Raw genomic sequence first — 25,693 nt, 5'->3', positions numbered from 1 at the left:
GAGTGAGGGGGTAGTATTGGTTTTTTCGAGCAGCTATGGAGTTTTGGCAGGCTAAAAAGGGCGACGGGGGATAACCAGGGCCGTCGGTGGGCGATACTAGAGCAGCAGTGGATAAACCCCGTACTAGAGGAGAGTAGCCATGGCACCTACTAAAGCCTTGGGATTGATGCTGGGGGCGATCGCCCTGACGGTTGCCGTTACCCCAGCCCTAGCGCAGACCCAGCCCTCGCTAGTGGCGGCTGAGGCGGCACCTGCTACCCCGCTTCCAGAAATTACCAGCTACACCTACGCAGATTTGTTCTCGATTGCCTTTCCGGCTGGATGGAGCGTGAACGAGCAGACCGACGCGCCCCAGGTGACGGCTGTTAGCGACGGCGCTAGCGATCTGCCCCCTATGCGTACCGAGGTGACCTGGCAAGACGCGCCCCCCAAAGAAGTGGTGGGTGAATCGCTCCAGGCCATTCAGGCTAGCGGCCACACGGTGCTCCGCTATGACGCCGCCACCATCGACGGGGTTACCGCTGTGCGACTGTGGCTGAGCGACATCCCCGATGAGACCATGCCCAACGCGTTTATTACCTATGTCGGCTACCCCAATGCCACAGCTACCATCACCAGCTACTACGGCACCACCACCACTGACCTCGACCCGGTGCTGAATGCTATTCACCAGTCGTTTGCGCGATCGCAGTAGGCCGTGGGGAGCTGGGTTGGGTTCCTGCTTACAATGCTTAACACCAAGGTGAGCCCCCACCTCGTACCCTAATGGAGACTGAGCGCCGCCTGGCCGGTGCAGCCCCACGCCGCTAGCCGGATAATACCTATGCAACTTGATTTTCACCACGGGGTGACCTACGTGTGTAGTCGCTTGGCGGGGTTTGATCACCCGGAGGCCAGCATCATTGCCCACAGCGCTCAGTACGTCGATGACTCCACCCAGTCGGGGCTGATTCGCTTTGACAATGGGGCGATGTTCGATCGCATCAGTTCGGCCCACAAGATGCTCGACTACCGCAACTTCAAAGAGCTGGCCAACTACAAGGTGTGGATTCCATTCCACTTTTTGCCGGGTAATGGTGGTTTGCCCGTCGGACAAGACCCCCCTGGTAGCTTTATTGAGAAACTCATCTGTCGGCCCAACAGCCCCGTAGCCCAGGGTATGGTGCGCGAGTGTATCGAGCAGCGCTACCGCAGCTATGGTCTGCACCGCCTGGGCATTACCATGCATGTGTTTGCCGACACCTGGGCTCACCAAGGCTTTGCCGGAGTCAGCCACGAAGTCAACAGTGCTCGCGATCTGGTTGACGGCGACAATAACCCCGACCAAAGCCTGATGAACCGCCTCAAGGGCTTTTTTATTGGCGGTGCCCTGCCCCTGGGCCACGGCACCGTGCTCAGCAACCCCGATCGCCCCTATCTGCGCTGGGGCTACACCAATGGCCGGGGCGAAAAAATCACCCGCGATAACCCCCAAGACTTTCTCACCGCCGCCAACGAGATGTGCAAAGCTATGCAGCGATATCGCCTGGGCAACCCCGCTGCTGATGTGACTGGCTTGCCCGCCGCCGATCGAGCCAAAATTGCAGCGCTGTTGGCAACGACCCTGGGTGAAGCCCCCAGCCGTCACCGCCAGTGGCTAGCCCACATCGCCAAGGGGCACTTTAGCTTTGGCCCGGCCAAGGTCAGCTATGCGGCCCGTGGCCCCCAATCGTGGAAGCACAAGGCCCTGGGGCTGATGAACGGGGGCGATCGCAAAGATGTGCGGCCATCGTACTCCCCCGACTTTTTGACCAGCAACTGGAAGCTCTTTCACGACGGGCTGCAGGCCCACCACTTTTACATCGTCCATGACCTGCTGCCCCAGTACGGCATTTGTGTAGCTTAGGGGTAGATGGGTAGACGGGTGGATGGGTAGACGGGTGGGCGAGTGAATTTAGCTGCTAGCGCCCAGCGAATAGATGCCGATGAATCTGGCTTTGGATACCGTTAGGTTGCTGGCAAAAGTTTTCCTGCAAAAAAGAGCCTAAGATCAGGTGGCAGGCTATGCTAGGCCTTGATTCACTGTGCCCAACTGGTAGCAATTTCCCGTGGTTTCCCCTGTCATTTCTCGTCCCGCTCTGGATGTTTCTCCGTCGCCATCGCCGCGCCCCACCCCGGCACTCGGGCGGCAGGGGTGGCGGCAGCGGCTACCGCGCCCCAAGCATCCCCATCTGTGGGGTTTGGGCGTGGGGAGCGTTGTCTTGGGGGTGATCAATGGGGCGCTGGTGATCTCCGCTGGGGTGGGGCTAGTGGCTTACCAGCAGCTTTTGCAGCTTTCTCCCCGCCAGCGCAAAGGTCTCGTCGATCGACTGCGACAGGGTCTACCCTTGCCGACTTCTCCACAACACCAGGCGTGGGTCTTGGCGGGGGTAGCCGGCACCAGCACCTACACCTTTACCGCCCTGTGGCACAGTACCCACTCGCTGCTGATGGCCCTGCTGTTGACGGGGCAGGGGGCGCTGGCGCTCTATGCCCTGGGGGCACTGGTGCGGGGGGGGAGAGCCAGCGATCGCCCAGAAGACCGCTGGGATGCCGCCCCGATCGCCCAAGTTGAGCACAACCTGACGCTGCTGGGTCATGCTGACCCGCTCAAGCGACTGGTGGCGGTGCGGCGACTGGTGCGGCTGGCCGAGCAGAGTGCCGGGGATACAGACTATGGGGCCGGAGTCTCGGTGCGATCGCACCTGATCGACTGCTTTCGCGTCATGCTCGGCCAAGAGTTAGACCCGATTGTGCGATCGGCCTTGGTCGAAGGGCTTGACCTACTCCGACCGTCTCGTACTCTGGCTGCTAGTCAGGTATTGGTTGTCGATTTGAATACACCACCAGACACGGTGCCAGACGTGGCGTTTTCTCATGCCCATCAGGTGCCCCAACCATCGGAGTCGTTGGAGTTGGCTACCCAAACGTCACCAGATCCAACCCTGCCAGTTCAGGGACTAGCCGCCGTTGAGGAACCCCAGCTAGAAGCAATCCGGCCAGAAGCATCCCGGCCAGAAGGGCCATCGCTAGAGCCGTTAATCGAAACAGCAGCGGCAGCAGACCTGGCTGCCCCCCGGGCCGCGATCGCCAGAGGACGGCGCAGTGCGGTTGAGTATGTCGAATACGTAGATATCTGAAAACTTAGCCCTAGGCATCAGCGTGCGTGCTACCGTCGATTACGTTCATTCCTGAGACAGTCCGCTACTGGATTTCTGCCGCTATGGATCGCTTCACCGTTGAGGTCATTTCCCAGACCCCAAACCCTCAACAGACTATGTACGCCGCCATGCACCAAGACTACGCCGAGGGGTTTGTAGCGCACGATCGCAACGAATGGCCCAGCGAAGAGCGCTGCGGCGAAATCTTAATCACCAGCCTGCTCAAGGGGGGGCGCGGCCACTATGGCCCGCTGGAGCATCCCCAGATTGTCTTCAATGTGGGCTGGTTTCCCCACAGCACCATGCAGCAAATTCGCACCCATCGCGTGGGCGTCAGCTTCGATGTTCAGAGCTTCCGCTATACTGGCCAACGCATTATCGACGTTGTAGACGGCAAGCGCGAGGTCGAGGAGGTCTTTTACCTGCGGCCCCTGGGTTTCTACACCGATCGCCAGGGCAAGAAGTATGAGTACACTGCTGCAGCCCGCCAGCAAGACCTGGACTGGTGCCTGGAGGCCAGCCGCCGCTACAAGACCCGCATTGACCAGGGCTTTGCCGAAGAGCATGCCCGGGGGCTAATTCCCTTTGACATTCGCCAGCACTGGGTGATGTCGGCCAATGTGCGATCGGTGATGCATCTGCTCGATCTGCGCTGGAAGGCCGACGCCCAGCTCGAAGCTCAGAAAATGTGCGAAGCCATCTGGCCTCACTTTGCCGCCTGGGTACCGGCGATCGCCGCCTGGTACGAAGACAACCGGCTCAAAAAAGCTCGTCTCGCGCCCTAGTACTCCACGGTGCAAGTTTAGATACTATTCCTTAGGGCAATAAGGCGACGGCGGAATACGGGTTGCGGCTTATCCCGAACTCAGGTTGTCTAGGTTTTTCAGAAACAACCCATAGACAGGTTCTACCTCGTCCCAGGTTTCGTCAATCTGGGCCAGCACCGATCGCAAAAACTCAGCCTCTGGGGTGGTGGGGTGCGACGGTGGGGCCATGGTGGGCGGTGCCCACGCTACAGCGGCTATGGTCTCTGGATAAAACTGGGATCTTTTTTCCCGGAAATTTCCTTGAGCGCAGTGCAAGGCTCACTGACGTTGAATATGCTGCCGCAGGTGGGAGTACATTTGGTGAAAGTTTTCGGTAAAGCACATGTCTAGGGTGCGGGGTCGGGGCAGATCGACTGCCAGGGTGTAGACCAACTGGCTGGGTCGAGGCCCCATTACATACACCGTGTCGGATAGAAAAATGGCCTCCCGTAGGTCATGGGTGACCAACACGCTGGTGCACTGGGTGCGCTCCCAAAGCCGCTGCAAAAGCTCCCACATTTCTTCGCGGGTAAAGGCGTCGAGGGCCGCAAAGGGCTCGTCTAACAGCAGCAGTTCGGGCTGATGGATTAATGCCCGGCAGAGGGAGGCCCGCTGCTTCATGCCACCGGAGAGCTGCCAGGGATAGTGGTGCTGAAAGTCCTTCAGACCTACGGTGGTCAGCAGCTCTTCGGCGGCGGCTAGATACTCAGGCCGCTGGGTTTTGAGCCGTCGCTTGTGGGCTGGCACAATTTCAAGGGGCAGCAGCACGTTCTCTAAGGTGGTGCGCCAGGGCAACAGCACCGGGTTTTGAAAGGCAATGCCGGCATTGCGAAGCGGTTTGGTAATCGCCTCGCCGCGAAATGAAACCTGGCCTTCTACGACCGGGTTAAGCCCCGAAATCATCCGTAAAAGCGAGGTTTTGCCGCAGCCGCTGGGCCCTACCAGGGAAATAAACTGAGATTGATCAACGGTAAAGGAAACCCGGTCAATCACCGACATCGACTGACCAGAGGCGCTGTAGCTCAGGCTGACCTCTTTAAATTCTAGCCCGGTGAGAGATGAGGTCTGGGGCGGGGTGGCAACGGAAAGGTGATCAACCATGGGTCAGCCTAGTCAAGGTGGTCTGAAGAGGATGGGGGAGAGAATCATATATGATGTATCTTCCAGGGGAGCACCCTGGATCACTGTAGCGATCGCTACTAAACTATCGACCGTTTCCCCAGAGTTGCTGGGTGATCTCATCCTGCATCCAATGACTCAACTATGCTGCTGAGCAGGTTCTTGCTAAACACTCATCTGTGGATATTGGCATGACTGAGTTGGAGGAACGGTGTGACCCACTACACGCTTAGGGCTTCCTGTGAAACGGTTCACTTCGGTGGCTTTTCGCATCAGATCCCGCCAGCTTTAACAGTGCGATCGGGCGATCGCATTACCATTGAGACCTTCTCGGGTCTGCCGATGTATGAGCAAGCCCCGCCGGAGTTGGTTCCCCCCGCTTTTTTAGACATCTGCCGCCACCTGCCCCCCAGCCGCCGAGTCGGCGCTGGCCCCCACCTGTTGACTGGGCCGATTTATGTGGAGCAGGCCCAACCCGGTGACGCCCTCGAAGTTCGCTTAGAGTCAATACAGCCCCTGGTGCCCATGGGCTTTACCCTCATGCGTCCAGGGGCCGGAGCCCTGCCAGATCTGCTAGACCAGCCCGGCCTCAGCTTTATTCCCATCGATTTAGCCAGCGGCACCATTGAGTTTCCCGCCGGGAGCGGTATTCGGCTACCCCTCCAGCCTTTCTTTGGGGTGTTGGGGGTGGCCACGCCGGGGGGCGATCGCAATTCCATCCCCCCCGGCGACTACGGCGGCAACCTGGATAACCGTCTGCTACAGCCCCCCTGTCGGCTATTTTTGCCGGTGTATATGCCAGGGGCGCTGTTTTCTATCGGCGATGGCCACGGCCTGCAGGGCGACGGGGAAGTCTGCCTCACCGCCCTGGAAACCTCTATGGAGGGCACGATTCAGCTCTATGCCCGACCTGAGCTCGGCCATCTGCCCCTGCCCCTGGCCGAAACTACCACCGCCTGGATCACCATGGGCTTTGGCGCAACTCTAGATGCTGCCCTTGAAACTGCCCTGCAGCGAATGGTCGATTTTTTGGCTCTCACGCTGCACCTGACGCCGGAGGACGCCTACATGCTGTGCAGCCTGGGCGTGCATTTTCACATTACCCAGGCGGTAAACCGGCCCCAAAAAGGGGTACACGGCATTTTACCCAAAGCCATTTTGCCCCACCCGATTGAGCTGTAGAAATCTCGTTGTAGGGGCTCGTAGGGGCATAGCATGCTATGCCCCTGCGGGGTTCCTGATTATGAATCAGGGTTCCCCAAATCGGAGTTGTATTACTCTAGCTCCTGTCGTTCGGAGGCCGGGGGCACCTGCCGTTCTTCCAGGGGGGGCAGGTAGCTGCCGTCAAACACCTCATCCACGGCGGGGGTAGAGCTCAAGCCAAATCCGTTAACCGTCTGGTCGATGCTGAGCTTCAGCCGTTCAGGGTCGATCTCGCCCAGGCCGATGCGCTCTACCTCGTCGTTGACCAGCAGATTGTCGAGGGCAATTTGCAGCCGTAGCTTTTCGGCGTCTCGCTCCATCAGGTCATCGCCCACAGCCATGACGCTATCCAGGCCAGCGGTGGGGTCTACCAGGGTATCTTGCAGACCGCGAATATAGGCTTTCAAAAAGCCCTGCACCAGCTCGGGGTTTTCCTCCAGAAAGGCTTCTTTGACCAGCACGACGTTGCCGTAGAAGTCGAGGCCGTTGTCGGTGTAGTAGATGATGTCTAGGTCGTCTTCGGTTTTACCCGCTTTGACTAAGGACGGCATCATGGAGTAGATAAAGCCGCTGATGGCATCGACATTGCCCTGGAGCAAAAAGGTTTCCCGCAGCTTGGGCTCCATGGTCACCCACTCCACTGAGTCGGCATCTACGCCGACCTCTTCTGCTAGCACCGGCCACAGGCGGCGAGGGGCATCTCCAGCGGGCGCGCCCAGCTTTTTGCCGACCAAATCCTGCACCGATTTAATTCCGGCTTCCTTCAGCGATACCAGCACGAAAGGGGCTTTGTTGTAGGGAACCGCGACCACCACCAGTTTTTGATCGGGGTTTTGCTCATTGAACTCAATCATCGAGTACATGTCGCCAAAGCCCATGTCGTACTGCCCGGCGGCAATCTTGGTGGCGGTGTCTGCCGAGCCGTAGCCCCGCTCAAACTGGAGATCAATGCCTTCTTCGGCAAAGTAGCCCCGCTCCATGGCCAGGGTCATGGGCGCGTCTACCCCCTGGAGCAGCCACGATAGGGTAAATTTAACTGGCGTCAATTCCTGCGGCTCGGTTTCAGTCTCGGTTGCAGGAGTTGTGTCTGCTGGGGCCTCTGCGGTAGGGGTTGACGTCTGACAGCTGGTGAGGCCTAACAGGGCAACCAGAGCCATGGCGCTAACTGTCGAAGCTCGGGGGGAAAATAGCTTTCTCATAGAAGATATAACGTGTTTTTGCTAGAGTTCTTAAGATTTGATATTGAAATAAACTAGGTCAGTCAATTGTATTTAAGAACACCAAAAGAAAACTTTTTGGCGACGCAGTCTATTCCCTCAGCGATCGCATTCCCGAGGAGCAGAGTTGATTTTTTGGCCCCAAAGGCCGGGTCAAACCTCCGTAGTATTAGGGCAACTCGCCAGGGTTCCAGTTTATGATAGAACCGCCAGGAATGAGCCCTGTAGAATTTAAATTGGATGCCATGCTCAACTCGCTAGATACTCAGTTTCAGCGCTTAGCCGAAGCGACAGGAGCTTTGCAGGAAGGTCATTTTAAGTTGGCCAGCGGACTTCACAGTCGGCGTTTCTTTCGATGTATCAAGTTGTTTCAAAACCCCCTTGAGGCACAGTTTCTATTTGATGCCTTGGCTGACCGCTATAGTCCCAGCGCTGATCGCAAGATTGATCGTGTATTGGGCGCAAATGAAGCCGGTAGCATCCTGGCTTTTGAGGTGGCTAAACGATTGGCAACGGAGGTGGCGATCGCCCGCCAAACCAATCATCAGTATCACTTAATTGATGGCTTCAAAATTCAGCCCGGGGAACGAGTTTTAGTAGTAGACGACATTACCACCACCGGCGGCACGGCTAAGCAGCTGCTTGAAATCATTCGCGGAGCTGGGGGTGTGCCCGTGGGGGTGGGTCTGCTGGCCACCAAGGGACTGTTCGAGGTGGAGTTAGGCTGTCCGGTAGACGTACTCATTGCGCTTAAGGGAATGGATGCGGTGTCGCCAGAAGGCTGTGGGTTGTGTCAGCAGGGGATTCCTTTGACTGTAGGAACGGCGTGAATCGGAGCCCCGTCATGACGACGGGGCAGTGCGGGTTTGCTCTTGGCCGAGGGCGATAATGCTGACGACCACCAGCACCATGCCGACAAACTGCCGGCCCTGGAGGCTTTCTTGCAGCACCAACCAGGCGATCGCAGCGGTGAAGACCGGGTTGCTCACCGCCACAATTGCCATGGAAGCCGCCCGCACCAGATGAATGCCAATGTTGTAGAGCAGCTGGCCCAGCAACGTCAACCCGGCGGTGAACAGACTAATCAACCAGAGCGAGGGCCACTGGTCGGCAGAGACATCAATCTGCACCAGCAGCAGCCCCAGGGAAGACAGCAGCACGATCACCCCGAAATTAATCAAGGTAAAAGGCACCGGGTCAATCTGCCGAAAGCAGATCTGGGCCAAAATGCCCTGGATCGAGTAGGCCACACTGGCCCCCAGGGCTGCCCCTACCCCCAGCCCCATCTGACTGTTGCCCAGCCCGGCAAAGCTCGGCACTACCAGCACGCTGCCCACCAGCACCCCCGCCGTTACCCCCACCCGCAGCAGGCTGGGACGATGGCCAAATACCCACCAAGACAGCAGCCCGGTGATCACCGGGTGGATAAAAAACAGCACCGTGGCCACCCCGGCGGGGATGCTGGCCAGAGCGATAAACAGCAGGGTCAGGGCGATGAACAGAAACACACTGCTAATTAGGGCTAGCCACCGCACAGTACGCATTTGGGGCTGAACTAGCGCTTTCAAAATCTGCCCCGTGGCCGGATACAGACGGTAGGAGAGCAGCGCCATAACCGGCAAGATCAGCAGCGATCGCATCTGCAAGATCAGCAGCGAGTTGGCCGGAGACGGAGCAATCAGCCCGCCCCAGGTGAACTGACCCAGAATGGTGCTTTCAGAAAAAATCACCCGCACCAGCACGTTTTGAGTTGCCAGGCAAAGAGACCCGAGGATGACCACTAGAAATCCCCGCATGGCCACTCTCCCCCTGTCGCCCTGTACGGAGCAGGACACGAGTTTCCCCCGATGGTTTTGGCCTGATGGCCGCTAAAGACGTTCGGTACGACCACTGAGTCTCCAGAACAACGCTCACAGACTTGATTCAGGCATCATATATGATATATAAAAACGAGAGTCATCAGACATCTTCTGTAGCTAAAGCTACAAGTTGCTTCGTGGTGCTCTCACTGTCAGGTGCTTTCACTGCCACCCGAACCCGTTTTGACCCAGGCTTAACTACGCAGGCTTAAACAACAAGGAAATGCCGTGACTGCCGAGCTATCGCTGACGGGGATAAAAGGTTTTTCCCGCACGACCCAAGCCAACGTAATGGACTATTTGCGACGGGCTATTTTGGCCGGCGAGCTGCCCCCGGGTACCCGCCTGGTGCAGGCGGAGCTAGCCGCGGCTCTCAAGGTTAGCGTTACCCCCATTCGAGAAGCCCTATGGGAGCTCAGCAGTCAGGGGCTGGTGGATCTCGATGCCTTTCGGGGGGCAGTTGTGCATCGGCCTACCCGAGCAGAGCTAGAAGATATTTTTGAGGTGCGGGCCGCGCTGCTGCCTGCTAGCGTTCGTCGGGGGGTACAGCACATGACTCCTGATCAACTGCGGCAGGCTGCCGCCATTCTGACCGAGATGGAGGCCGAGGCCGACCAAACCCGCTGGATTGCCCTCAACCGCGACTTTCATCGCCAGCTCTACGGCCCTCAGCCCAATCGGCATCTCTACGAGGTGTTAGAGCGGCTGGCCGATATTGCCACAATCTACATCAATCTATCCTTTGGCCACGATCGAGTCGAGCGTAGGGCTTCTGAACAGGAGCATCGACAGATTTTGGTCGCCTACCAGGCCCAGGATGTGGAGCAGGCCATTGCCCTGTCCCTGGGGCATATTCAGTCCACGCTGGAGGCTGCCCGTCAGGCGCTTGCTCCCTAGCGGCAAGGATACTAAGGACGCGATTTAAACCCACCCCAAGTAACACCGTTTGCAGGACAACCGCTATGACCAACCAAGACTGGGTAGATGTAGGTGTATTTCGCCTGCCCATGGCCGCGCCAGACGATGTGAGCGGCCTCCAAGCCCTGCTGGCCTCGGGACAGGTTCAGGCGGAGGCCATTGTGGGTATCATTGCCCAGACTGAGGGCACGGGCTACGCCCGGGGCTATACCTCGCTCTGTATGCAGCTACTGCTGGCTGACCATCTAAACATTACTCCCGAGGCTGTGTTTAAGCGCATCCCGATGATGATGATTGGGCTCTGCGGTGGCTTGATGAGCCCCCACTACACGGTTTTTACTCGCCAGACTGTCGCCCCGCCCTCCCAGGCTCCAGCGGGTAAGCGTCTGACGGTCGGAATAGCTAACACACGGATGTTGGAACCCGAAGAGTATGGCACCCTGACCCAGGTAAAACTGGTGGCCGAGGCCGTGTCGGCGGCGATCGCTGATGCTGGCATTGCCGAGTTGGAGGATGTGCACTGCGTCGAAATCAAATGCCCGGCCATGACCCCGACCCGGCTGGAAGCAGCAGCCCATCGGGGAGCCACCGTGGTCAGCACCAATATGGGTCAGGCCAGCTCAATGGCTAAGGGGGCCTGCGCCCTGGGTATTGCCCTGGCCCTGGGGGAAGTGCCGGAGGAAAAGCTGACGGAGGGGGTAGTTAACCGCGATCGCACCCTCTACACCAACCGGGGCTCAGTCTCCGCCGGGGGTGAACAGTCTGCCTGCCGTATTTTAGTGATGGGTAACTCGCCCCGTTCACTCAGCCCCTATCGCGTGGGCCACGGCGTCATGACCGACCAGCTCGATACCCAGGGGATTTACGCGGCGCTGGAGTCTGCCGGGCTCAACCCCAGTCACCCCCTCACCGCCGAGCAGCAGCAGCGCATTGGGCAAATGTTCGTCAATTGCGGGGCCGATGCCGTTACCGCCGTGCGGGGCCGCCGCCACACTATCCACAGTGACTTTCTTTCCGGCTATGCCGGCATTATGGCTAAAGCCGTTGCTAACGCCGTTGTGGCCGCCGTGGTCGGTGACCCGATGATTTTGGCCTCCGCCGGGAATGAGCATCAGGGGGCAGCGGGGAGTAATTTGGTGGCGGCGATCGTTACGGCTGAATAGGATGGCTGGCTATCGCCTATTGGTCTGCCAGTTCAAAATTCAAAATTCAAAATTCAAGACTCCTTTCTATGTCTATGTATTTGCAAACTAGCCAAACTCTGACCCACGCCGCTGCTCTGGTTGTGTTGCAGGGGGCGATCGCCCAGGCTACTGCCATGCAGGTGCCCCAGTGCATTGCCATTGTTGACAGTGGCGGCAACTTGCTGGCCTATCTCCGCATGGATGGGGCTAAGCTGCTCAGCCAGCTGTCTGCTACCCAAAAAGCAATGACGGCGATCTCGAGCCGGGTGCCGACTGGGGGGGTGCCCGCTGATGTGGAAACCAAACTGGCCCTGGCCACGGGCGGTCAGCTGACCAACCTGAAGGGGGGCCTGCCCATTGTGATTGACGGGCAGGTCGTCGGGGCGATCGGGGTGGGCTCTGGCACTGGCGATCAGGATGTGGAAGTGGCTGAAGCAGGCATTGCAGCCCTTAAGGCCGCCGTTGGTGCCGAAAAACCGTAACATTCCGTTGCATAGACAAAAAGTTTACGAATGTATAGAAAATTCCCCTGAGTCGGAGGAGCTGCGATCGCACCTTCAACCTCAGGGCCAGTCGATCGCAGCTCCAGATTGCCGACTGAGCCTCGATCAGGGGAAATCGCTAAGAGTTTGCCCTGACCAGGTGCCTGAGTCAGCCGTTTGCTGACCCCGGAAAAAGACGGAATGCCCTAGAAGATTTAAGCTTATCTGTTTTGCTATTGTTCTCATTTAAATTAATAGAAAGCCTAGATTTATTATTTAGACGTTAAAAAGCTTTGAGGAGAGTTTATTTGTATTCAGAGCTATTTTAATTTTTAATTAGCTATATATCTCCCTTTTAGGGTGCTATCCATTCTTTCTTCCCCTTCCCAAGCCCCAGGTGGTATGGCCATAATCCAAACAGCCGAAACACCCTGGGCACGTGGGCAACTGCGTAGACCCTGTTTGTTTAACAGTCGAGCCATGTCCAGCGGGTAGGAGTTCTACTCACAAAAACCTCCCCTGGACTGGGTTTGGCTTTATCCGCCCTAGATGAGCATTCTCCCCTATGGTTCACCAGACATTAAAGCTATCTGTGTACGGTAAAGGGGGCATTGGTAAGTCCACCACCAGCTGCAACATCTCGGTGGCCCTGGCCAAACGGGGCCGTAAGGTATTGCAAATTGGCTGCGACCCCAAGCACGACAGCACCTTTACCCTGACCGGTTTTCTGATTCCCACCATCATCGATACCCTGCAAGAAAAGAACTTCCACTACGAAGACGTGTGGGCCGATGATGTGATCTACAGAGGCTACGGCGGAGTCAGCTGCGTAGAGGCCGGTGGACCCCCGGCGGGGGCTGGCTGCGGCGGCTACGTGGTAGGTGAAACCGTAAAGCTTTTGAAAGAGCTCAATGCCTTCGATGAGTACGACGTAATTCTCTTCGATGTGCTGGGAGATGTCGTCTGCGGCGGCTTTGCGGCCCCGCTCAACTATTCTGACTACTGCGTGATTGTTACCGACAACGGCTTTGACGCGCTGTTTGCCGCCAACCGCATTGCCGCCTCCGTACGCGAAAAGTCTCGTACCCACCCCCTGCGCCTGGCCGGCCTGATTGGCAACCGCACCTCCAAGCGCGACTTGATCGACAAGTACATCGAGCACGTGCCCATGCCGGTGCTGGAGATTTTGCCCCTGATCGAAGACATTCGCATCTCGCGGGTGAAGGGCAAGACGGTATTTGAAATGGCCGAAACCGACCCCGCGCTCGATTCGGTGTGCCAGTACTACCTGAATATTGCCGACCAGATTTTGGCTCGTCCCGAGGGCGTCGTGCCCGAAGATGCCGCCGATCGCGAGCTGTTTAGCTTGCTGTCTGACTTCTACCTCAACCCGCCTGCGGATGCGCCGAAGCAAGAGAAGGAGGAGATGGATCTGATGATGGTTTAACCCACCCCTACCCCTCCCAGGAGGGGATTGGCCGAACCTTCCCCTCCTGGGAGGGGTGCCCACAGGGCGGGGTGGGTTTCAGAGTCTGAGCGTCCCACCCCTAACCCTCCCAGGAAGGGAGGTTCAGTTAGTTCTTGGGCAAAAAGCCAGTTCAAAAAGATTTGAGGGAGGTGATGTTTGACGAAAGCGCACGACGCTAGGAATGGCATTGTGCAATCCCAAAGACAATTCAATTCTATTGCTGCAAAAATCCCCCTCGATTGAGTTCTAATCTTGAAGCCCTGCATTATCATCGGTACGCAGCTGTGCACACCTAGCTGCTACCTATAGGCGATTTAGCAAAGAGTCAGGATTATGGCCTTTTTCGAGAACTTTACCCAGGTTATTCGCCAAAAATGGTTAGACTACGTGCAATCTAACCGGGCCTGGCTGACGCTGCAAATGCAGCAGACCTCGGTGCGTACCCCCGATGGCGGTCGCCGCCCTTCTTCCTTTTTGGTGTTGGGGGTGGTGAACGCCTTAGAACCCAAGCTGTCGAATCTGATGGTGCCCTTCTACCAGCTCAACTCCGATGAAGATGCGCTAGTAGAGGTGTTGGGGCTCAACTTTGACCCCGAGATGGTGCTCGATAATACTGATCACCCGCCCACCATCGATGCCAATGAGGAGCACCCGCTGTTAGGCGATGGCCCCGAAATGTAGGACGGTTTTCTGGTTTAATCAATCTCTGGACATGAGGTTGGCGAACCCCGCCCGAGGCATCTGTGAACAGCAAACAACTGCGGCGATCGCTCAAAATCAAGTGGTTGACCTACTACCGAGACAACCGCGAGTGGATCGACAAATTGGGTATTTGGGTAACTAGCGAAGGGCACAGGCGACCCTCGTCGGGCTTTATCTTAGGGGCCTTAGCCACCCTAGAGCCTGACCTGACTAACCTGCTCCCCCTGGTGGTGGATTTAAGCAGCAACCCCGATCGCATTATTTCTGCCCTGGGTTTAGATATCAGCCCGGTGAAGGAGCTAGCGGCGCTAGAGGCAACCCACAAAATGTTGCCTGGTAGTGCCCAAACAGAGGTTGCTCTGGCCGCACCAGAACCGCTAACCCTCGACGCTCCAACACCGCCACCCCCCGCCTACGACGACGAAGCCTGCTCCGGTGCAGGCGGTAGGGAGATTGATCGACCCAGGCCATAAGTCCTTCACTAGGGAGATACCCCGACCATGACCCTGGCCCCAGCTCAGCCCCAACCCTCTGCCCTCGAATTTGACTGCGATACCGGCAATTACCACACCTTTTGCCCGATCAGCTGTGTGGCGTGGCTGTACCAAAAGATTGAAGACAGCTTTTTCCTCGTCATTGGCACCAAGACCTGCGGCTACTTTTTGCAAAATGCCATGGGGGTGATGATCTTTGCCGAACCTCGCTACGCCATGGCCGAGCTAGAAGAGGGCGATATCTCGGCTCAGCTCAACGACTATGAGGAGCTCAAGCGGCTGTGTGAGGGGATTAAGCGCGATCGCAACCCCTCGGTAATCGTCTGGATTGGCACCTGCACCACCGAGATTATCAAAATGGATCTCGAAGGGCTGGCTCCCCGCCTGGAAGCTGAAATCGGCATTCCCATCGTGGTGGCCCGCGCCAACGGCCTCGACTACGCCTTTACCCAGGGCGAAGACACCGTGCTCGCCGCCATGGCCCAGCGCTGCCCCACCGAGGCAGAAGCCGCCGCCAAGCAGCCCGCCACCGCTAAAGTTGAGCCCAAAGAAGGCCAAGGCGGCATTCAAAAGCTGCTGGGCCTGGGCCGCAAAAAAGAAGACGAGGCCGCCGCTACCGCCGCTGAAGACACCCCCTACCACGACCACCCGCCCCTGGTGCTGTTTGGCTCGGTGCCCGACCCCATCGTCACCCAAATGACCCTGGAGCTGAAAAAGCAGGGCATCAAGGTCGATGGCTTGCTGCCCACCAAGCTCTACACTGAGCTGCCCACCGTCGACGAAGGCTACTACGTCGCGGGCATCAACCCCTTCCTCTCGCGCACGGCTACCACGCTGATGCGCCGTCGCAAGTGTAAGCTAATTGGCGCCCCCTTCCCCATCGGCCCCGACGGCACCCGCGCCTGGATTGAGAAAATCTGCTCGGTGTTTAACATTGAGCCCCAGGGCATGGATGAGCGCGAAGCCAAAATCTGGGAGTCGGTGGAAGACTACCTCGAGATCATTCGCGGCAAGTCGGTCTACTTTATGGGCGACAACCTGCTGGAGATCTCCCTGGCCCGCTTCCTCACCCGCTGCGGCATGACCGTGCAGGAAATCGGCATTCCCTATATGGATAAGCGCTACCAGGCGGCGGAACTGGCCCTGCTAGAGAAAACCTGCAACGAGATGGGCCAACCCCTGCCCAAAATCACCGAAAAGCCCGATAACTACAATCAGATTCAGCGCATTCAAGAACTGCACCCGGATCTGGTGATTACGGGCATGGCCCACGCCAACCCGCTGGAGGCGCGGGGCATTAGCACCAAGTGGTCGGTGGAGTTTACCTTTGCCCAAATCCACGGATTTGGCAACACCCGCGACATTCTAGAGCTGGTGACGCGACCCCTGCGCCGCAACAACAACCTCAAAGACCTCGGTTGGGAAAAGCTAGTCAAAGAAGAAGCAAAGGTGTAAGTCAGGCTAGAAGCCGGGTTTCCCAAAGGAATCCGGCTTCTTTGCTTTGTAAGGAGATCAGAGCTTAGACTTGCAAATGGACTTGCTACGATAGCAGGTAGTCGCGATCGCCTCTCCCACCATGATCGATGCCCAAAGCCTGATACCGACTGAGTATCCCCACATCGTCCTCAGTCATGGGGATGTTGCGTGGATCGAGGGGACGACGCTGAAGGTGGTTGAGCTGGTGATGGCTCAACGGGCTTATGGTTGGACCCCGGAAGAAATCCACATCAACCATCGCCATCTGAACATGGGGCAAATTTATGCGGCTCTGGCCTACTATTGGGATCACCGTGAAGCCCTAGATGCTGATATTCAGCGACGGGAAGACCATGTTGCCCAGCTAGAGGAGCAGGCTGAAGAGTCCCCCTTTGTCGCTCGGCTCAAGGCCCAAGGGTTGTTGCCATGAGCCTGGCCCTCTATATGGATGAAAACGTTCATGGGGCGATCACTAACTGGCTACGCCAGCGGCAAGTCGAAATAGCATCCCCTATATAGATAAACGCTACGAGGCGGCAGAGCTGGCCCTGCTAGAGAAAACCTGCAACGAAATGGGTACCCCGCTGCCCAAAATCACCGAAAAGCCCGACAACTACAATCAGATCGTCCGCATCTAAGAGCTGCATCCTGACCTGGTGATTACGGGCATGGCCCACGCCAACCCGCTAGAGGCGCGCGGCATTAGCACCAAATGGTCGGTGGAGTTTACCTTCGCTCAAATCCACGGCGTTGGCAACACCCGCGACATTCTAGAGCTGGTGACGCGACCCCTGCGCCGCAACAACAACCTCAAAGACCTCGGCTGGAAGAAGCTGGTCAAGGAAAAAGCTAAGGTTTAGGTGAGTTCTTGTGGAAGCCAGGCCCCAGGGTTTTCTAAAAGCCTTAGGGCCTTTGTTACCGGGAGAATTTGCGCTAGTCAAAGTGCTCAACCTATTTTTTTCACAAACGACTGGCTACTTCTTTATTGCTCGATTACTCTTAAGAGAGGAATTCGCCACCCTCAAATCTCTAGCCTAATGTTTGAACGCTTCACAGAAAAAGCTATTAAGGTCATCATGCTGGCACAGGAGGAAGCTCGTCGGCTTGGTCACAACTTCGTCGGCACCGAGCAAATTCTTCTGGGGTTAATTGGGGAAGGCACCGGTGTAGCTGCCAAGGTCTTGAGGTCAATGGGCGTCAATCTCAAAGATGCGCGCATTGAAGTTGAAAAGATTATTGGACGTGGCTCCGGTGATGTCGCCGTTGAGATTCCCTTTACCCCCCGATCCAAGCGTGTGCTTGAACTATCTCTGGAAGAGGCCCGCCAGCTTGGTCACAACTACATTGGCACCGAGCACCTGCTCTTGGGGTTGATCTGCGAAGGCGAGGGGGTCGCGGCCCGTGTTCTCGAAAATCTGGGTGTTGACTTGCTTCAGGCTAGGAGGAACGTGCTTTTACTCCTGAGTCCAGAAGCTATAGAGAGAAACAAAAAGTTGGAAAGATTTCAAAAACGTAATCAGATTTTTCAATTGCTGTCTAGCTTACCTCCTCCACAGTTCAATCAAGTTGTATTTGGACTCGAAGTTCCCCCTGGAAATGTTCCTCCATCTTCTTCTCCCCAAGCTGATCGAGTAGTTGCATTAGTAGAGTGGGCAGCTAGCCCTATTGGATGTGGGTTGGAACATTTGGAAGAAATTCTTCAATTCGTAATAAACTCATAGAGAATCTAGGTTTTCCAGACACTAACAACTTTATCCTTGCTACCACTAATCAAAAATTCTCCATTCGGACTGAAGCAAATAGACATTATAGCTTTATTGCTATGCTTTGGTGACTCATAGATGCGCTGCTTACTTTTCAAGTCCCAAATACTTACTCTGCCATCGTCACCACCGCTTGCAATCTTTCTGCCGTCAGGAGAAAAAGCTAAGGCATTAACTCCTCCAACCCAATCAGAATATTGTCCAGTCTCTCCCAAAAAACCTTTACTCGTAAGCTCTTTGCTATAACTTAAAACTGCTATTTTCCCATCATCCCCACCACTAACAATAATTTTTTTGTTTGGACTGAAAGCAATACAGTTCACAGGTTTGTTTGGATGGGCAGGCAAGCTACCCAACCTCTTCATACTTCTCCAATTCCAAAGTCTTACAAAACCTTGACCATCCCCGCTAGCAAAGACGTCACTGCTTAATGGGCTTGGTTCAATGCAATTAATAGTACTCGTATGCCAAGGCAGTTTTTCACCTATTGTTCCTCCGCCTTTTGAATCAATAAATTTGATTGGAACCAATGAAGATAGCAAATTGCTATTTTCACTGCATGCAACAGTTACACCATCAAAAGAAAAAGCGATAGCGTTTATTCTGTTAAGTGGACCAAAACCATTATCGCCAATATCTTTTTCTTCCCCCTTAATCTTGCCATCTAAGTTCAATACCTTAATTGCATTGAAATCAGCACCAACAATGTTAGCAGTGCATATTGAAGTTGAACCAGACTTAGTGTTGAGAGAAACTCGATGAATATAGCGCTGGGTTCCTCCTTTAATCAGTTCAACTTTTTCCTTGGTTGTTACATCCAACAATGTCACTTCATTGCGGTACTGATGAACTAAAATACGTGAATCATCAATGAATCTAGAAAAATAAATTTCCCCACTGAAATTAAATTTCTCAACTAAACTTAACTGTTCTCCTTCGGAATCAGTAGGTAATGTTGAGCGTCCAGAGGCTGAAGAAGAAGAAGCAATATATCTTGTGACTGATCGGTATTCTAAAAAATGTCCGGTAGCTTCTATTGCAAGCGCCTCTGATGAGATGGCAGGCTGAGGTACTATCCATTCCCAAAAATCTTGATAGTCTTTTGCTAATTGACAATGCACTAGATCTAAAAAGTTCAAAGTTAATCCGGGAGCTTTGTGTATTCCTTTTAAGACAACACCTTCTATGAGACAAATTTCTCTTCCAAAAGAATCTTTAAGCGTTCCTTCTGAGCCAGGTACTAAATCTGTTGCTTTTGCTTCGACAACACGATAGATAATTGTTAGATCACCACTTTTTGAGCCGTAGATCTCCCGAGAATAAGCATGAATTTCACCATTTATATCCCCTTCTGCTGTTTTAGCTAAAAGGCTAGTTTCGTTAGCCTTACACATAAAGTCAGGAGCTACTACTGTTCTATAGTCTAGATATTGATTCCGACTAACTAAAAACCGCCAAGCTTGTGTCTGGCTCATAGCACCCTCAATTCAGAAACTGGGAACAGATAGGAAAGCTGATTCTGAATAGTCTTAAAGCAGTTGACAGAGTGGGCAAGCGCTGTCTCTTCATTTTCTACTTGCTTCAAAGATTCTGCTTGTTCTCTCCTAAGTTCCTCAGTTCTTCTCGCCGCAAACGCAATTTTTTCTTGAGCAGGAGTTTCAGCCCATTCAATAAGATTCTTGAGTACATCGTCTGCAAACTGATACTTGGGAGGTAACAACTCTTGAACCATTCTCAATCCTCCAGCAAAGAGCTGCCCAAGGAATTCAGAAATTCCAAGATTTGGTTTCACCTCAATAGGTGTCTCTTGTTCAGCTTTACGCTTTTTGATTAGCTCTTCGATCATGAGCTGAATCATGTCGGGCAAAATACAAGCAAGAGGAACTTCTACCTGAAATGGCTTCGGCAGCTCTCCAGTCTTCTGCATGCTCCCATCTGGCTGACTAATTGCAAAACCCTTGCCAACTGCGCTGACTGGAATTAGGCGAACAGGAGCACCAGCTTGATTTCTGAGTCTGACTAAATTTTTGAACTCATCAATTTCAATTAATCTATCTCTTATTTGCTCCAGCGAGTAATTTTGCTCAACAATATCCCACTTGCTGATCACAAAATGAATAGGCTTATTTGATCCCTGCATAATGTCTATCATATTTCGCAATTCATTGACTGCCCAAACGGTGCCAAGCTTTTCCTTATTCAGCAAAGCGCACAGCTTTTGGCCATCAAGTAGCCCTAGCAAAGCATCTGCGGTATTAAACTTTTCATTGAATTCTGAGCTTTCATCTTCCTCATCAGTTTCCGCTGTTATTCTGCCACCTGCATAGTCAAGATAGGTGAAAGAACATGCATCATAAATTGATAGGTCATTAGGGTTCTGCACACGGCAGGTAAAAGTCCACTCAGACACTTCGCTATACCGAGTTCCAGGTGGCCACTTCTCATCTACCGCAATCTGAGTATAAATATTATTAAGTCTTTTGCGTTTTTCAGCAGAGTCAATTTTCAGGAAGAAGCCCGCTTCGCTCTGTGTGGATAACTTCTTATACAAACTAGCCAAGAAAACTGTTTTCCCTGAACCACTAGGACCAAGCATGATGATTGAGTAGTTATTCATTAAACTATTCCTATATTTTTATTTTACAGATAATTCGAAACTGCTAGTTTTGAATACATAAACCGAAGACAATATTGAGACTCTTCATGGCTGGTATTCTCATCAAAAGAGATTAAGCAAAATTCTAACGCATGGTAGCTTCGGTTTTTAAAGTCCCCTTCGATCTTTATATATATTTAATTTACGTCAGGCGGTAACTTTTGATGTGACTAATAGCTGTAGCAATCTGAATTGATTCATGCAGGTAGGGTGGGCAAGATGCTCGTGTAGGCGGAACGCTAGCCCTACGAGTTTTCACGATTCACGAAGATTGTTATATCCCAGTTGTTCATAGTTTCTTCTTGCAAACTAAGCAGGGTAATCGCATCTAGTTTGGTATAAATCGTACTTGACAAAAAGCCAGGGATAAAGGGCTAAGCATTAGTTGCCATTGAGACAGCGGGATAGCCGTGAAGCGGGGTAAATGGGAAAGCGTACTCCTCATCAACGTGGAGAGACGCCATGGCCCAAGGCTTTGGTCAACGGATGCTAAGCCCTCAGCAGGCCCGAGAGGCTAAGATTTTAAGACGGAGCGTCCTCCAGCATTTCCAGCACCTCCGGGATCCGCGTGTGGAACGAACCCAACACCATAGTCTGGTGACGATTGTGACGATAGCCATCTTAGCGGTACTGGCTGGGGCGGATGGATTTGTCGCCATCGAGCGCTATGGTCGGGCGAAGCAATCCTGGCTCGAGACCTTTTTGGACCTGCCCCACAGGATCCCGTCTCACGATACGTTTGGGCGGGTGATTGGGGCGCTAGACCCCGAGGCGTTGGAGACTGGCTTCTTAGCCTGGGTGAGCAGTATCACGGCAAGGCTGGACCTGGAGTTAATTCATATAGATGGAAAAACGGCCCGAGGCTCCTACGACCGGGAGGGGAACCTGAAAGCTCTGCACAGCGTGAGCGCTTGGAGTAGTGAGCATGGCCTAGTGCTCGCTCAACAGCGGGTCGACGCAAAGTCCAATGAGATCACCGCCGTTCCGTTGCTGCTCAAGCTTCTAACCCTGAAAGGCGCGGTGGTGACCTTAGATGCCATGGGCACTCAGACCGCGATTGCGACTCAGATCAAGCAGTCTGAGGGAGACTATGTGTTGGCTCTCAAAGGGAATCAAGGCACATTGAGCCGAGCGGTCGAAACCTGGTTTGAGCAGGCGGAGGCCAGCGACTGGATTGGCATCGACTATGACTACCATGAGACAGTGGAATCGGCCCATCACCGGATTGAAACCCGGCAGGTTTGGACGGTACCAGTCGGGCAATTACCGCCGTTGCCCCGTCAGGCGAAGTGGAGTGGCTTAACCACGGTCGTCATGGTGCGCAGTACCCGCCAACTCTGGAACAAAACCACCACTGACGTTCGTTTCTACATCAGTAGTTTGCCGTCCAATGCTAGCCGCCATGCTCAGGTGATTCGCTCCCACTGGAGTGTGGAAAATAGCCTCCATTGGGTGCTCGATGTCACCTTCAATGAAGATGCTAGCCGCATTCGCCAAGGCGATGCTGCCCAAAACCTCGGTCTCATCCGTCGGCTCAGCGTGAATTTACTCAAGCGCGAACCCTCGAAGCTCAGTCTAAAGATGAAGCGCTACACCGCCGCGATGGACAATGACTTTATGCTCAAAATCCTCGCAGCCAGTGGGGTGGATGAGGCGTGATGAACCACAAAATGGCCACCCTGGGATAAGCAACAACTGATTTCGTAGGAGACAATTAACCCGAATACCCGACCAAGGCTGGGCCATAGGCCTGAGCCGCCCCCTCTACCCCGCCGATTTTACCCCTTAGTCTATCAATACAAGCACTCGATTAAGATGCGATTACCCTGGCAAACTAAGGCTTGTGTAAGTATCACGATATTCTTGTCCGCACCAACCCAATCTTGCCTGAGTCGATGGCTTAGGTTGTACTGCTGCTGTTAACAAGAGTCGCCACCAAATTGATCACCTCCTGCTGAGCTTGGGGAGGCAAACTTTGATCTCATTCACAATAGGTTGCATAGCGAGGCCAGTCCTTGTACTGATATCAATTGTAAGTCAGGCCGTTCTTGAGTCAGAGTTGCCACCGCATGCAGCGGATCAGGCGCTAATCCTCAACAATAGTTCCTAGGTAAAGCCGCACAAACTCCTTAGCTGCCAAGGGATTCAGGCTTTTGAGCGCTTGGGTAATCTGGGCGATGTTTTCAGCGCTGGGGTCAAGCCCGTGATACCAGCGCCCCACATTGGCGCGACTAATGCCCATCGTCACCGCCAGCTTATTCTGGCTAATGCTGTAGGTGTCTAAAACCTGCTTCAGTGCGTCGCTTGCCCTTCCCATGCCCTAATCCTGACAGAGCCACACCCGAAGGTAAATGTCACACTTGTGGATACATCGCATCCATGCTAATGTCTCACTTGTGACTACATTGGCTTTGCGTCCCTATGTCAGAAGAATTCATCCTCAACAGCGAAATCTACAGCGCTCCTTCCGGCACCCCTGCCCCCACCCAGCCCGTCCGAGAACCTATCCTCATTACCATCATCGGCTCCGCTACTGGCATCGACCTAGTCGTCAAAATTCTCCATCGCCTCGGCTTTGCCGAAGCCCGCGCCTGGAGCAAGCTCCAAAACGACCCCAACACCGGCAGACCTATGCGCGTACTCACCAAATGGCTGCGGTATTAGGTGGCTATTCGCCCACCTTCCGTAGCGCTCGGCCATAGCAGCAATTCCCTCACACCAGCTTGCTACAATGCAAAGCATCAACCTTCGGCATAGACAGCCCAGCGCCCATGACAGATCCAGAACTGCGTCAACTGGTTGAGAGCAATGCCCGCACAGCCCAAGCCATTCTAGAAGCCATGGCCGCAGCTCGGTTAGAGCGCGAAGAAGCCCGTGACGAGTTCTATGCAGGCATGCAGCGGGTGGATGACGCAATACAGCGTTTGACTACATTGCAAGAAGGCGTGATTAACCTGCTAGCCTCTCTGGATGAAGATCGCCCCACAGTTCTAAGAAAACTCAACAGCATTGAGAATAAGGTTGATCGGCTGCTAGGGGCTTAATCATGGCAATCCAGGCAGACGAGCGGGTGAAGGCTATTCACTTTATGGAAGACACCATCAGCGTCGACTTAATGGACGGTCGCTCGATTGCAGTGCCACTGGTTTGGTATCGACGACTGCTGAAGGCAACGCCAGAACAGCTTGCCCAGTGGGAAGTCTGCGGCGGCGGCTACGGCATCCACTGGGAAGCTCTGGACGAAGACCTGAGCACCGAGGGAATGCTGCGCGGCGCACCTGCCCCAGAGGCAAGAACAAGGTGACGGGATGTTTGAAGAACTGGATATCGTTACGCTTGCCCACGAAATCGCTGAACACGGTCTACCGAAGGGTAGTCGAGGTGCGATCGTTCACTGTTATATGGATAAGCAGGCGTTCGAGGTGGAGTTTGTGGCTGAGTCGGGGGAAACTCTGGCGCTACTGACGTTAGAGGAAGCTGATATTCAGTTGGTATAACATACAGAAATTAATGTCTTTGATCATGGCGCATCAATCAGATACTAACCAGCCTAAAGGATTTGGGAAAAAGGATGATTTGGCCCTTCAGAGCTTTACTAAAAGCCTCAGGAGCAAAGCCAGAAGAGAAGGACAAGGATATCCTATTGCCACTGTTGCCTACTATGGGCCAAATGAAGAGTTGGCAACTAAGGTAGCAGTTGGAATTGTCGAGAAGAATCAAGAGGTCGCTGACTTAAAGCGCTGGATTACAGAAAGCTCGGAAATTCGCATTGATGAAGCGGTCAATCGGGAAGTCTTGGCGTTTATCAAGCGCAAGCGTGCCAAACAGGTCATTATGACTGATGGAATTATGGGCTGCCCCCATGAGGAAGGGATCGACTATCCAGAGGGAGAAGTTTGCCCACAATGCCCCTATTGGGCAGAACACGAGCGAACTATTCAGCCTGTGTGATAACTTCTCAGGACACGATCAGGCGATCGCGATTGCCCGCAAAGCTTAGACAAGCCAGAATATCGGTCTGGGTGAGATAGGGAAAGTCTTCCAGAATTTCCTCGTAGGTCATGCCAGAAGCCAAATATTCCAGCACATCGTAAACCGTGATACGCATCCCCCTAATACAGGGCTTGCCGCCACGCTTGCCAGGTTCAATGGTGATGATGTCTTGGTATTGCATAGGGAATGGGTAGTAGCTAGGGTAGAAAACCTGCGTTTGACCTTTGTTAAGCTTTAATCAATTCAACGACAGGACTATTCCCTGGCATTAGCTCATAGTTCAACCGCTCAAACCCAATTACCGTGCCCGCCTGGTTTTTAATCAGCAGCACCTCTTCACCCGTTTCCTCAGCAATAAATTCCTCAGCGGGGTCGCTAAACCAGACCGTCAGTGTTTTACCGACCTCGTCGTAGTAAATCTTTAAGGTGTCCATACAACCGTTCCTTCCTTAATTTTGCTGGTGCGGTACGTTGTGATGATGAAGCCGTCGCCGTTGAGGTACTTGACCACCGCGCAGATCAAATAAGGCGGCTCAACCCCATAATGCAGGTAGACCGACGGGTCACTTCTACTTTGCCGAATTTCGATTGGTGTTTGCAACGCCTGCCTAACCAGATCCTCCTTACCCCGCATAATTGGATGCTTTAGGGTGACAATCACATCCCAATAGGCAGCCGTAACGCGAACATGCCTATCCAAAGGCGTTGTGACCTCAAAATAGGCGTCCTCTGCCATAGCATCCCCATCAACCGTTTAGCTAATCCTCAATGATAGTTCCTAGGTAGAGCCGCACAAACTCTTTAGCCGCCAAGGGGTTCAGCGTTTTCAGCGCCTGAGTAATCTGGGCTATATTTTCAGCGCTGGGGTCAAGCCCGTGGTACCAGCGCCCCACATTGGCGCGACTAATACCCATCGTCACCGCCAGCTTATTCTGGCTAATGCTGTAGGTGTCTAAAACCTACTTCAGTGCGTCGCTTGCCCTTCCCATGCCCTAATCCTGGCAGAGCCGCACCCGAAGGTAAATGTCACATTTGTGGATACATAACACCCATACTATTGTCACACTTGTGACTACATTGGTTTTGCGTCCCTATGTCAGAAGAATTCATCCCCAACAGCGAAATCTACAGCGCTCCTCCCGGCACCCCTGCCCCCACCTGTCTCTTATACACA

31 protein-coding genes and 2 pseudogenes are annotated in these 25,693 nt (G+C 54.2%); 22 read left to right on the top strand and 11 right to left on the bottom strand.

Annotated elements, in window-relative coordinates; translation table 11 throughout:
* Positions 1–139 precede the first annotated feature (139 nt).
* The 4 genes from IQ254_RS17095 (at position 140) to thyX (ending at position 3,964) form a co-directional block, all read left to right on the top strand.
* Positions 140–694 carry a hypothetical protein gene (locus tag IQ254_RS17095; protein ID WP_193967369.1) on the top strand — a complete coding sequence of 185 codons (555 nt, stop codon included), beginning with the start codon at positions 140–142 and terminating at the stop codon, positions 692–694.
* 129 nt (positions 695–823) lie between these two features.
* Positions 824–1,885 (top strand): DUF6765 family protein, encoded by a 1,062-nt coding sequence (locus tag IQ254_RS17090; RefSeq protein WP_193967368.1) that lies wholly within the window; start codon positions 824–826, stop codon positions 1,883–1,885.
* Positions 1,886–2,087: 202 nt separating this feature from the next.
* Complete coding sequence (locus IQ254_RS17085) at positions 2,088–3,158, top strand: hypothetical protein (RefSeq protein ID WP_193967367.1); 1,071 nt, start codon at positions 2,088–2,090, stop codon at positions 3,156–3,158.
* 83 nt (positions 3,159–3,241) lie between these two features.
* Positions 3,242–3,964: an FAD-dependent thymidylate synthase gene (gene thyX, locus IQ254_RS17080; RefSeq protein ID WP_193967373.1), complete on the top strand. Its 723-nt coding sequence runs from the start codon at positions 3,242–3,244 to the stop codon at positions 3,962–3,964.
* A 69-nt stretch (positions 3,965–4,033) separates the two neighbouring features.
* On the opposite strand, the gene IQ254_RS17075 is transcribed toward thyX, so the two are convergent.
* Complete coding sequence (locus tag IQ254_RS17075) at positions 4,034–4,174, bottom strand: hypothetical protein (protein ID WP_193967366.1); 141 nt, start codon at positions 4,172–4,174, stop codon at positions 4,034–4,036.
* Positions 4,175–4,264: 90 nt separating this feature from the next.
* Positions 4,265–5,086 carry an ABC transporter ATP-binding protein gene (locus IQ254_RS17070; protein ID WP_193967365.1) on the bottom strand — a complete coding sequence of 274 codons (822 nt, stop codon included), beginning with the start codon at positions 5,084–5,086 and terminating at the stop codon, positions 4,265–4,267.
* Positions 5,087–5,317: 231 nt separating this feature from the next.
* On the opposite strand from IQ254_RS17070, the gene IQ254_RS17065 reads away from it, so the two are divergent.
* Entirely contained in the window at positions 5,318–6,286 is a 969-nt protein-coding gene (locus tag IQ254_RS17065) for an acetamidase/formamidase family protein (RefSeq protein ID WP_193967364.1), read from the top strand.
* Positions 6,287–6,378: 92 nt separating this feature from the next.
* On the opposite strand, the gene IQ254_RS17060 is transcribed toward IQ254_RS17065, so the two are convergent.
* A complete protein-coding gene (locus IQ254_RS17060; RefSeq protein ID WP_228040813.1) occupies positions 6,379–7,464 on the bottom strand; it encodes an ABC transporter substrate-binding protein in 1,086 nt (361 codons plus the stop codon).
* Positions 7,465–7,739: 275 nt separating this feature from the next.
* Between IQ254_RS17060 and IQ254_RS17055 the strand changes: the two genes are divergently transcribed.
* Complete coding sequence (locus IQ254_RS17055; RefSeq protein WP_193967362.1) at positions 7,740–8,354, top strand: phosphoribosyltransferase family protein; 615 nt, start codon at positions 7,740–7,742, stop codon at positions 8,352–8,354.
* A gap of 12 nt (positions 8,355–8,366) precedes the next feature.
* On the opposite strand, the gene IQ254_RS17050 is transcribed toward IQ254_RS17055, so the two are convergent.
* The gene (locus tag IQ254_RS17050) at positions 8,367–9,320 is read right to left on the bottom strand and encodes a DMT family transporter (RefSeq protein ID WP_193967361.1); all 954 of its coding nucleotides are present in this window, start codon (positions 9,318–9,320) and stop codon (positions 8,367–8,369) included.
* A 291-nt stretch (positions 9,321–9,611) separates the two neighbouring features.
* On the opposite strand from IQ254_RS17050, the gene IQ254_RS17045 reads away from it, so the two are divergent.
* The 10 genes and pseudogenes from IQ254_RS17045 (at position 9,612) to IQ254_RS32565 (ending at position 17,828) form a co-directional block, all read left to right on the top strand.
* Positions 9,612–10,280 (top strand): GntR family transcriptional regulator, encoded by a 669-nt coding sequence (locus IQ254_RS17045; protein ID WP_193967360.1) that lies wholly within the window; start codon positions 9,612–9,614, stop codon positions 10,278–10,280.
* Between the two features lie 65 nt (positions 10,281–10,345).
* On the top strand, positions 10,346–11,464 hold the full coding sequence (locus tag IQ254_RS17040; protein ID WP_193967359.1) for a ring-opening amidohydrolase: 1,119 nt from the start codon (positions 10,346–10,348) through the stop codon (positions 11,462–11,464).
* 68 nt (positions 11,465–11,532) lie between these two features.
* Entirely contained in the window at positions 11,533–11,967 is a 435-nt protein-coding gene (locus tag IQ254_RS17035; RefSeq protein WP_228040812.1) for a heme-binding protein, read from the top strand.
* Positions 11,968–12,532: 565 nt separating this feature from the next.
* Positions 12,533–13,414: a ferredoxin:protochlorophyllide reductase (ATP-dependent) iron-sulfur ATP-binding protein gene (gene bchL / locus IQ254_RS17030; protein WP_193967358.1), complete on the top strand. Its 882-nt coding sequence runs from the start codon at positions 12,533–12,535 to the stop codon at positions 13,412–13,414.
* Positions 13,415–13,768: 354 nt separating this feature from the next.
* Positions 13,769–14,116: a DUF5331 domain-containing protein gene (locus tag IQ254_RS17025; protein ID WP_193967357.1), complete on the top strand. Its 348-nt coding sequence runs from the start codon at positions 13,769–13,771 to the stop codon at positions 14,114–14,116.
* Positions 14,117–14,178: 62 nt separating this feature from the next.
* Positions 14,179–14,610 (top strand): DUF5331 domain-containing protein, encoded by a 432-nt coding sequence (locus IQ254_RS17020; protein WP_193967356.1) that lies wholly within the window; start codon positions 14,179–14,181, stop codon positions 14,608–14,610.
* Between the two features lie 27 nt (positions 14,611–14,637).
* Entirely contained in the window at positions 14,638–16,086 is a 1,449-nt protein-coding gene (locus IQ254_RS17015) for a ferredoxin:protochlorophyllide reductase (ATP-dependent) subunit N (protein ID WP_193967355.1), read from the top strand.
* Between the two features lie 121 nt (positions 16,087–16,207).
* Entirely contained in the window at positions 16,208–16,537 is a 330-nt protein-coding gene (locus IQ254_RS17010; RefSeq protein WP_193967354.1) for a DUF433 domain-containing protein, read from the top strand.
* Positions 16,538–16,613: 76 nt separating this feature from the next.
* Positions 16,614–16,967 (top strand): annotated as a pseudogene (locus IQ254_RS33705) (ferredoxin:protochlorophyllide reductase (ATP-dependent) subunit N); the annotation flags it as partial.
* 177 nt (positions 16,968–17,144) lie between these two features.
* Positions 17,145–17,828 (top strand): Clp protease N-terminal domain-containing protein, encoded by a 684-nt coding sequence (locus IQ254_RS32565; RefSeq protein ID WP_278000339.1) that lies wholly within the window; start codon positions 17,145–17,147, stop codon positions 17,826–17,828.
* 5 nt (positions 17,829–17,833) lie between these two features.
* Here the strand turns inward: IQ254_RS32565 and IQ254_RS16995 are convergent, their stop codons facing one another.
* Positions 17,834–19,345, bottom strand: a complete 1,512-nt coding sequence (locus tag IQ254_RS16995; protein ID WP_193967353.1) for a WD40 repeat domain-containing protein — start codon at positions 19,343–19,345, stop codon at positions 17,834–17,836.
* Positions 19,342–20,487, bottom strand: a complete 1,146-nt coding sequence (locus tag IQ254_RS16990; RefSeq protein ID WP_193967352.1) for a hypothetical protein — start codon at positions 20,485–20,487, stop codon at positions 19,342–19,344. The genes IQ254_RS16995 and IQ254_RS16990 overlap by 4 nt, the downstream gene beginning before the upstream one ends.
* A gap of 525 nt (positions 20,488–21,012) precedes the next feature.
* Here IQ254_RS16990 and IQ254_RS16985 point away from each other — a divergent pair.
* Positions 21,013–22,185 carry an ISAs1 family transposase gene (locus tag IQ254_RS16985; RefSeq protein ID WP_193967371.1) on the top strand — a complete coding sequence of 391 codons (1,173 nt, stop codon included), beginning with the start codon at positions 21,013–21,015 and terminating at the stop codon, positions 22,183–22,185.
* A gap of 427 nt (positions 22,186–22,612) precedes the next feature.
* On the opposite strand, the gene IQ254_RS16980 is transcribed toward IQ254_RS16985, so the two are convergent.
* On the bottom strand, positions 22,613–22,843 hold the full coding sequence (locus tag IQ254_RS16980; protein WP_193967351.1) for a helix-turn-helix transcriptional regulator: 231 nt from the start codon (positions 22,841–22,843) through the stop codon (positions 22,613–22,615).
* Between the two features lie 104 nt (positions 22,844–22,947).
* On the opposite strand from IQ254_RS16980, the gene IQ254_RS16975 reads away from it, so the two are divergent.
* The 5 genes from IQ254_RS16975 to IQ254_RS16955 all read left to right on the top strand — a co-directional run bounded on the left by IQ254_RS16975 (position 22,948) and on the right by IQ254_RS16955 (position 24,477).
* Positions 22,948–23,190 (top strand): hypothetical protein, encoded by a 243-nt coding sequence (locus tag IQ254_RS16975; RefSeq protein ID WP_193967350.1) that lies wholly within the window; start codon positions 22,948–22,950, stop codon positions 23,188–23,190.
* 107 nt (positions 23,191–23,297) lie between these two features.
* Positions 23,298–23,570 carry a hypothetical protein gene (locus IQ254_RS16970; RefSeq protein WP_193967349.1) on the top strand — a complete coding sequence of 91 codons (273 nt, stop codon included), beginning with the start codon at positions 23,298–23,300 and terminating at the stop codon, positions 23,568–23,570.
* 2 nt (positions 23,571–23,572) lie between these two features.
* On the top strand, positions 23,573–23,830 hold the full coding sequence (locus IQ254_RS16965) for a DUF2442 domain-containing protein (protein ID WP_193967348.1): 258 nt from the start codon (positions 23,573–23,575) through the stop codon (positions 23,828–23,830).
* A gap of 4 nt (positions 23,831–23,834) precedes the next feature.
* The gene (locus IQ254_RS16960) at positions 23,835–24,023 is read left to right on the top strand and encodes a DUF4926 domain-containing protein (protein ID WP_193967347.1); all 189 of its coding nucleotides are present in this window, start codon (positions 23,835–23,837) and stop codon (positions 24,021–24,023) included.
* A 13-nt stretch (positions 24,024–24,036) separates the two neighbouring features.
* Complete coding sequence (locus IQ254_RS16955; protein WP_228040811.1) at positions 24,037–24,477, top strand: hypothetical protein; 441 nt, start codon at positions 24,037–24,039, stop codon at positions 24,475–24,477.
* Positions 24,478–24,484: 7 nt separating this feature from the next.
* Here IQ254_RS16955 and IQ254_RS16950 read toward each other — a convergent pair whose 3' ends face one another.
* From IQ254_RS16950 to IQ254_RS16935, 4 genes and pseudogenes are all read right to left on the bottom strand, one after another.
* Positions 24,485–24,700: a DUF433 domain-containing protein gene (locus IQ254_RS16950; RefSeq protein WP_193967346.1), complete on the bottom strand. Its 216-nt coding sequence runs from the start codon at positions 24,698–24,700 to the stop codon at positions 24,485–24,487.
* A gap of 46 nt (positions 24,701–24,746) precedes the next feature.
* Complete coding sequence (locus IQ254_RS16945) at positions 24,747–24,953, bottom strand: DUF2283 domain-containing protein (RefSeq protein ID WP_193967345.1); 207 nt, start codon at positions 24,951–24,953, stop codon at positions 24,747–24,749.
* The gene (locus IQ254_RS16940) at positions 24,941–25,255 is read right to left on the bottom strand and encodes a DUF4258 domain-containing protein (RefSeq protein ID WP_193967344.1); all 315 of its coding nucleotides are present in this window, start codon (positions 25,253–25,255) and stop codon (positions 24,941–24,943) included. Before IQ254_RS16940 ends, IQ254_RS16945 begins: the two co-directional genes overlap by 13 nt.
* Positions 25,256–25,277: 22 nt before the next feature.
* Positions 25,278–25,508: pseudogene (locus tag IQ254_RS16935) on the bottom strand (helix-turn-helix domain-containing protein).
* Positions 25,509–25,693: the final 185 nt, after the last annotated feature.

The organism is Nodosilinea sp. LEGE 07088, from assembly GCF_015207395.1.
In the GTDB taxonomy this organism is placed as follows: domain Bacteria; phylum Cyanobacteriota; class Cyanobacteriia; order Phormidesmidales; family Phormidesmidaceae; genus Nodosilinea.
This window is presented reverse-complemented; position numbering and strand designations above follow the sequence as displayed.

Bases quoted from the DNA above. Each gene is read 5' to 3' on its own strand.
- IQ254_RS16940 (WP_193967344.1), bottom strand. From the start codon at position 25,255: ATGGCAGAGGACGCCTATTTTGAGGTCACAACGCCTTTGGATAGGCAT.
- IQ254_RS17090 (WP_193967368.1), top strand. From the start codon at position 824: ATGCAACTTGATTTTCACCACGGGGTGACCTACGTGTGTAGTCGCTTG.
- IQ254_RS16985 (WP_193967371.1), top strand. From the start codon at position 21,013: ATGCTAAGCCCTCAGCAGGCCCGAGAGGCTAAGATTTTAAGACGGAGC.
- IQ254_RS17050 (WP_193967361.1), bottom strand. From the start codon at position 9,320: ATGCGGGGATTTCTAGTGGTCATCCTCGGGTCTCTTTGCCTGGCAACT.
- IQ254_RS16975 (WP_193967350.1), top strand. From the start codon at position 22,948: ATGTCAGAAGAATTCATCCTCAACAGCGAAATCTACAGCGCTCCTTCC.
- IQ254_RS16965 (WP_193967348.1), top strand. From the start codon at position 23,573: ATGGCAATCCAGGCAGACGAGCGGGTGAAGGCTATTCACTTTATGGAA.
- IQ254_RS17060 (WP_228040813.1), bottom strand. From the start codon at position 7,464: ATGGCTCTGGTTGCCCTGTTAGGCCTCACCAGCTGTCAGACGTCAACC.
- IQ254_RS17070 (WP_193967365.1), bottom strand. From the start codon at position 5,086: ATGGTTGATCACCTTTCCGTTGCCACCCCGCCCCAGACCTCATCTCTC.
- IQ254_RS17025 (WP_193967357.1), top strand. From the start codon at position 13,769: ATGGCCTTTTTCGAGAACTTTACCCAGGTTATTCGCCAAAAATGGTTA.
- IQ254_RS16990 (WP_193967352.1), bottom strand. From the start codon at position 20,487: ATGAATAACTACTCAATCATCATGCTTGGTCCTAGTGGTTCAGGGAAA.
- IQ254_RS16995 (WP_193967353.1), bottom strand. From the start codon at position 19,345: ATGAGCCAGACACAAGCTTGGCGGTTTTTAGTTAGTCGGAATCAATAT.
- thyX (WP_193967373.1), top strand. From the start codon at position 3,242: ATGGATCGCTTCACCGTTGAGGTCATTTCCCAGACCCCAAACCCTCAA.
- IQ254_RS16945 (WP_193967345.1), bottom strand. From the start codon at position 24,953: ATGGACACCTTAAAGATTTACTACGACGAGGTCGGTAAAACACTGACG.
- IQ254_RS17010 (WP_193967354.1), top strand. From the start codon at position 16,208: ATGATCGATGCCCAAAGCCTGATACCGACTGAGTATCCCCACATCGTC.
- IQ254_RS16980 (WP_193967351.1), bottom strand. From the start codon at position 22,843: ATGGGAAGGGCAAGCGACGCACTGAAGCAGGTTTTAGACACCTACAGC.
- IQ254_RS17015 (WP_193967355.1), top strand. From the start codon at position 14,638: ATGACCCTGGCCCCAGCTCAGCCCCAACCCTCTGCCCTCGAATTTGAC.
- IQ254_RS17095 (WP_193967369.1), top strand. From the start codon at position 140: ATGGCACCTACTAAAGCCTTGGGATTGATGCTGGGGGCGATCGCCCTG.
- bchL (WP_193967358.1), top strand. From the start codon at position 12,533: ATGGTTCACCAGACATTAAAGCTATCTGTGTACGGTAAAGGGGGCATT.
- IQ254_RS16970 (WP_193967349.1), top strand. From the start codon at position 23,298: ATGACAGATCCAGAACTGCGTCAACTGGTTGAGAGCAATGCCCGCACA.
- IQ254_RS17035 (WP_228040812.1), top strand. From the start codon at position 11,533: ATGTCTATGTATTTGCAAACTAGCCAAACTCTGACCCACGCCGCTGCT.
- IQ254_RS16955 (WP_228040811.1), top strand. From the start codon at position 24,037: ATGTCTTTGATCATGGCGCATCAATCAGATACTAACCAGCCTAAAGGA.
- IQ254_RS16960 (WP_193967347.1), top strand. From the start codon at position 23,835: ATGTTTGAAGAACTGGATATCGTTACGCTTGCCCACGAAATCGCTGAA.
- IQ254_RS17040 (WP_193967359.1), top strand. From the start codon at position 10,346: ATGACCAACCAAGACTGGGTAGATGTAGGTGTATTTCGCCTGCCCATG.
- IQ254_RS32565 (WP_278000339.1), top strand. From the start codon at position 17,145: ATGTTTGAACGCTTCACAGAAAAAGCTATTAAGGTCATCATGCTGGCA.
- IQ254_RS16950 (WP_193967346.1), bottom strand. From the start codon at position 24,700: ATGCAATACCAAGACATCATCACCATTGAACCTGGCAAGCGTGGCGGC.
- IQ254_RS17075 (WP_193967366.1), bottom strand. From the start codon at position 4,174: ATGGCCCCACCGTCGCACCCCACCACCCCAGAGGCTGAGTTTTTGCGA.
- IQ254_RS17055 (WP_193967362.1), top strand. From the start codon at position 7,740: ATGAGCCCTGTAGAATTTAAATTGGATGCCATGCTCAACTCGCTAGAT.